Origin of the sequence: Nocardia nepalensis (assembly GCF_048910785.1) — a bacterium.
Classification (GTDB): domain Bacteria; phylum Actinomycetota; class Actinomycetes; order Mycobacteriales; family Mycobacteriaceae; genus Nocardia; species Nocardia nepalensis.
Genome location: NZ_JBKBET010000043.1, coordinates 1 through 4,616, shown reverse-complemented (window position 1 = coordinate 4,616; position 4,616 = coordinate 1). Strand labels below are relative to the sequence as shown.

The 4,616-nt window shown below is 67.0% G+C and carries 2 protein-coding genes; both read left to right on the top strand.

Going from position 1 to position 4,616, the window contains the following annotated elements; all coding sequences use genetic code 11:
* Nucleotides 1-2,938, top strand: a 2,938-nt coding sequence (locus ACHQ4I_RS41740; RefSeq protein WP_420777462.1) for an SDR family NAD(P)-dependent oxidoreductase, incomplete at its 5' end; no start/stop codon positions are given.
* On the top strand, nucleotides 2,928-4,616 hold a 1,689-nt coding region (locus tag ACHQ4I_RS41735; RefSeq protein WP_420777461.1), incomplete at its 3' end, for a type I polyketide synthase. The genes ACHQ4I_RS41740 and ACHQ4I_RS41735, both read left to right, overlap by 11 nt.

The following is a 4,616-nucleotide window of genomic DNA, read 5'->3' as shown; positions in this document are numbered from 1 at the left end:
CGAACAACTCCACGCCGCACTACAAACCACCACTACACCGGGCAGCGACCTGCTGGAACTGACCTGGACACCACTGACGACCCTCCCCGACTCCACTCCTTCCTCGGCCCGCTCCTGGACCCCGCACACCACAGAAACCCACAGCGCCGACGTCGGCACCCAGAGTGCCGACGCTGATGCCGCGGATACCGACGCTGCTGATGCGGGTGTGGTGGTGTGGGAGTTGTCCTCCGGTGTGGGGGATGTGGTGGGTTCGGTGTATGCGGCCACGCATGCGGTGCTGGCGGTGTTGCAGGACTGGTTGAGCGTGGAACGCTCGGGTGTGCTGATGGTGCTCACCCGTGGCGCGGTCGCCTCGGCCGGTGAGGATGTCACCGATCTGGCTGCTGCGGCGGTGTGGGGGATGGTGCGTTCGGCGCAAGCCGAGTACCCGGGCCGGATCGTGTTGCTCGACACCGATGAAGGCGTCGATCTCGATCACGGTGTGGTGGGTGCGGTGCCGCTGGCCGCGCTGGCCCAGGCCGGTGAACCCCAGCTGATGCTGCGCCACGGCATCACCCACGGTGCCCGACTGACACCGGTGCCGGCGATGGCGGCCGTGCCGGTCGGGGATGCGCCGTGGCGGTTGGCCGCGGGCGGGACCGGCACGCTGCAGGACGTGTCGCTACAGCCGTGGCCGGCCGGGCAGGCACCACTGGAACCCGGGCAGGTGCGGATCGCGGTCCGCGCGGTGGGCGTCAACTTCCGGGATGTGGTGGTGGCGTTGGGAATGCTGCCCGGCCAGGATCCGGTGTTGGGTGGTGAAGGCGCCGGAGTCGTGCTCGAGGTCGGCGCGGGCGTGACCGACCTCGCCGCCGGGGACGCGGTGTTGGGTTTGTGGGTGGCCGGTTCGCAGGTGGTGGTGGATCGCCGCCTGGTCGTCGCCATGCCCACCGACTGGTCGTTCGAGCAGGCCGCCGCGACACCGATCGTGTTCCTGACCGCGTTGTACGGGCTGGCGGATCTGGCCGGACTGCGCGCGGGGGAGTCGGTACTCATCCACGCCGGGACCGGCGGGGTGGGCATGGCCGCGGTGCAACTGGCCCGGCACTGGGGTGCGGAAGTCTTCGTCACCGCCAGCCGCGGTAAATGGGACACGTTGCGTGCCATGGGATTCGACGACGATCACATCGGCGATTCCCGGTCGCTGCAGTTCGCCGACCACTTCCTGTCGGTCACCGGCGGCCGCGGTGTCGACGTGGTACTCAACTCGCTGGCCGGGGAATTCGTCGACGCCTCGCTACGGCTGCTGCCCCGCGGCGGACACTTCATCGAGATGGGCAAAACCGACATTCGCGATGCCTCCACGATCGCCGAAACCCACGCCGGCGTGCACTACACCGCATACGACCTGGTGACCGACGCCGGCGTGCCTCGCCTTCAGCAGATGCTGGTCGAGGTGGTGGGTTTGCTGCAGACCCGCGTACTGCACCGGTTGCCGGTCAAGACCTGGGACGTGCGCCGAGCCTCGCAGGCGTTCCGGTACCTCAGCCAGGCACGCCACATCGGCAAAGTGGTCCTGACCATGCCCGAGGTGTTGCCGGCGGCGATCGCTGCGGGCACGGTGTTGATCACCGGTGGGACCGGGATGGCCGGTGCCGCGTTGGCCCGCCATGTGGTCGGCGCCTACCGGGTGGGGCATGTGGTGTTGGTCAGCCGCCACGGTGGTGACGCCGAGGGCGCCGCCGAGTTGGTGGCGGAGTTGCGTGCCGCGGGCGCCCAGGTGCGGGTGGTGGCGTGTGATGTGGCCGATCGTGAGGCCGCGACACGATTGTTCACCGACGTGCTGGGTCAGTGCCCGCCGTTGAGCGCGGTCATCCACGCCGCGGGAGTGCTCGATGACGCGGTCATCACCTCGCTGACACCCGAACGGGTGGACACGGTGCTACGAGCCAAGGTCGACGCGGCCTGGAACCTGCACCAACTGACTGCTGAGATGCCGTTGTCGGCGTTCGTGGTGTTCTCCTCGATGGCCGGCACCGTGGGCTCGCCCGGGCAGGGCAACTATGCGGCGGCCAACGTGTTCCTCGACGCGCTGGCCGTCCATCGGCGGGCCGCCGGACTGCCGGGCATGTCGCTGGCGTGGGGGCAGTGGGCGCAGTCCAGTGCCATGACCGGACACCTCAGCGACCGTGACCTGGCGCGCCTCAAACGCACCGGTGTGGTGCCGATGAGTGTCGAGGAAGCGGTGGCGTTGTTCGATGCCGCGTTGGTCGCCGACCATCCCGCGGTGGCCACCGCCCGCCTCGATTACCGCATGCTGCGCGACCGCACCGTCGCCGCGTTCCTGCCACCGCTGTTCGGTGTCCTGGCCGGTACACCACGGCGACGCACGGTGGAAACCAGCACCGCGGCGGCGCGGTCGGAGCTGGCACAGCGGTTGCACGGGCTCAGCAGCGACGAACAACGTCGACTGCTGACCGAGTTGGTGTGCACCCAGGCCTCGATCGCGTTGGGCTACACCGACACCGCCGGTATCGATGCCCGTCAAGCGTTCAAGGACCTCGGGTTCGACTCGCTGACCGCGGTGGAACTACGCAACCGGCTGCAAACCAGCACCGGTCTGACCCTGACCCCCACCCTGATCTTCGACTACCCCACCCCCACCGCCCTGGCGGGCTACCTCCACGAGCAATTTAGCGATAACAAGATTGCGAATTCATCTGAACAAGGTAGCCGCTTAAAGGTGATGGACGAACTTGAAGAGCTAATAGCGGCGTCAGATGAGCGAGAAAAGCTGGTCTTAGCGAACCGGCTGCGCTCGATTTTGGCAAATATTAGTGAAGATGAACATCTTTTAGGCAAGAGCATTCTGTCCGCTGAAAGCCCCGAAGAGCTATTTCGTGCAATTGATATCAATTTGGGGGAGCAAGGAAGGGGCGGCGAATATGAGCGCTGACCACGTGGATCTCCACGACAAGAAGCTTTTCGACTACTTGAAGGCAGTTGCTTTCGACTTGCAGGAGACACGCGGTCGTTTGCGCGAGTACGAGGATCGCGCGAAGGGACCCGTGGCGATCGTGGGGATCGGGTGCCGGTTCCCCGGCGGGGTCGACTCCGGGCAAGGCTTGTGGGACATGGTGGCCGACGGCCGCGATGTGGTGTCGGGTTTCCCGACCGATCGAGGCTGGGATGTGGAGGGTCTGTTCGATCCCGACCCGGACGCGGCGGGCAAGTCCTACACCCGCTCGGGCGGATTCCTGGATGCCGCAGGCGATTTCGATGCCGGGTTCTTCGGGATCAGTCCCCGCGAAGCCTTGGCGATGGACCCCCAACAGCGATTGATGTTGGAGACCTCGTGGGAAGCGTTGGAAGACGCCGGGATCGATCCGACGACGCTGGCCGGCTCGGCGACCGGGGTTTTCACCGGGATCGTAGCCCAGGACTATGGGCGTTCCGCGGTTGAAGCGTTGGAGGGGTTCGGGCTTACGGGTCAGACGTTGAGTGTGGCGTCGGGCCGAGTGGCCTATGTGTTGGGTTTGGAGGGCCCGGCGGTGTCGGTGGACACGGCGTGTTCGTCGTCGCTGGTGGCGTTGCACCTGGCGGTGCAGTCGTTGCGGGCCGGGGAATGCGACCTGGCCTTGGCCGGCGGCGTGACCGTGATGCCTTCCCCGGCGGCGTTCGTGGAATTCAGTCGCCAGCGGGGCCTGTCCATCGATGGACGTTGCAAGCCGTATGCAGGTGCCGCTGATGGCACCGGGTTCTCCGAAGGCGTCGGGGTGCTCGTGGTCGAGCGGCTGGCCGACGCCCGTGCCAAGGGCCATCAGGTGCTGGCGGTGGTGCGTGGGTCGGCGATCAATCAGGACGGTGCCTCCAACGGGTTGACCGCACCCAACGGGCCCTCGCAGCAGCGGGTGATCCGTGCCGCGTTGGCCAGTGCGGGGATCAGCGCGGCCGGGGTCGATGTGGTGGAGGGCCACGGGACCGGCACGGTCCTGGGTGATCCCATCGAAGCTCAAGCCTTGTTGGCGACCTACGGCCAGAACCGGCCCGCGGATCGACCCGTTTGGCTGGGGTCGATCAAATCCAACATGGGCCACACCTCGGCCGCGGCCGGTGTCGCCGGCGTGATCAAGATGGTGCAGGCCATGCGGCACGAAACAATGCCCAAAACACTGCACGTCGATGCACCCAGCCCCCACGTGGACTGGTCGACGGGAGCGGTGTCGCTGCTCACCGACGCCCGGCCGTGGCCGGTCAGCGACGGCCGGCCGCGCCGGGCCGCGGTGTCCTCGTTCGGGATCAGTGGCACCAATGCCCACGTCATCCTCGAACAAGCCGACGAGACCGCACCGGCTGGCGAACTCGATTCCCCTGATTCCGTAGTGGATTCGGATTCGGATTCGGTGGCGGGTGTGGGGTTGGGGGTGGTGCCGTGGCTGGTATCGGGCAAGACCGCTCAGGCTTTGGCTGGGCAGGCTGCTCGGTTGGCGCAGTGGGTGCGTGCCGAGGAGGACCTCGACCTCGGTGAGGTGGGGTCTGCGTTGGCTACCACTCGTGCGGTGTTCGAGCATCGTGCGGTGGTGGTGGGTGCTGATCGTGAGGCCCTGCTGGCCGGGTTGGCCGGGTTGGCTTCG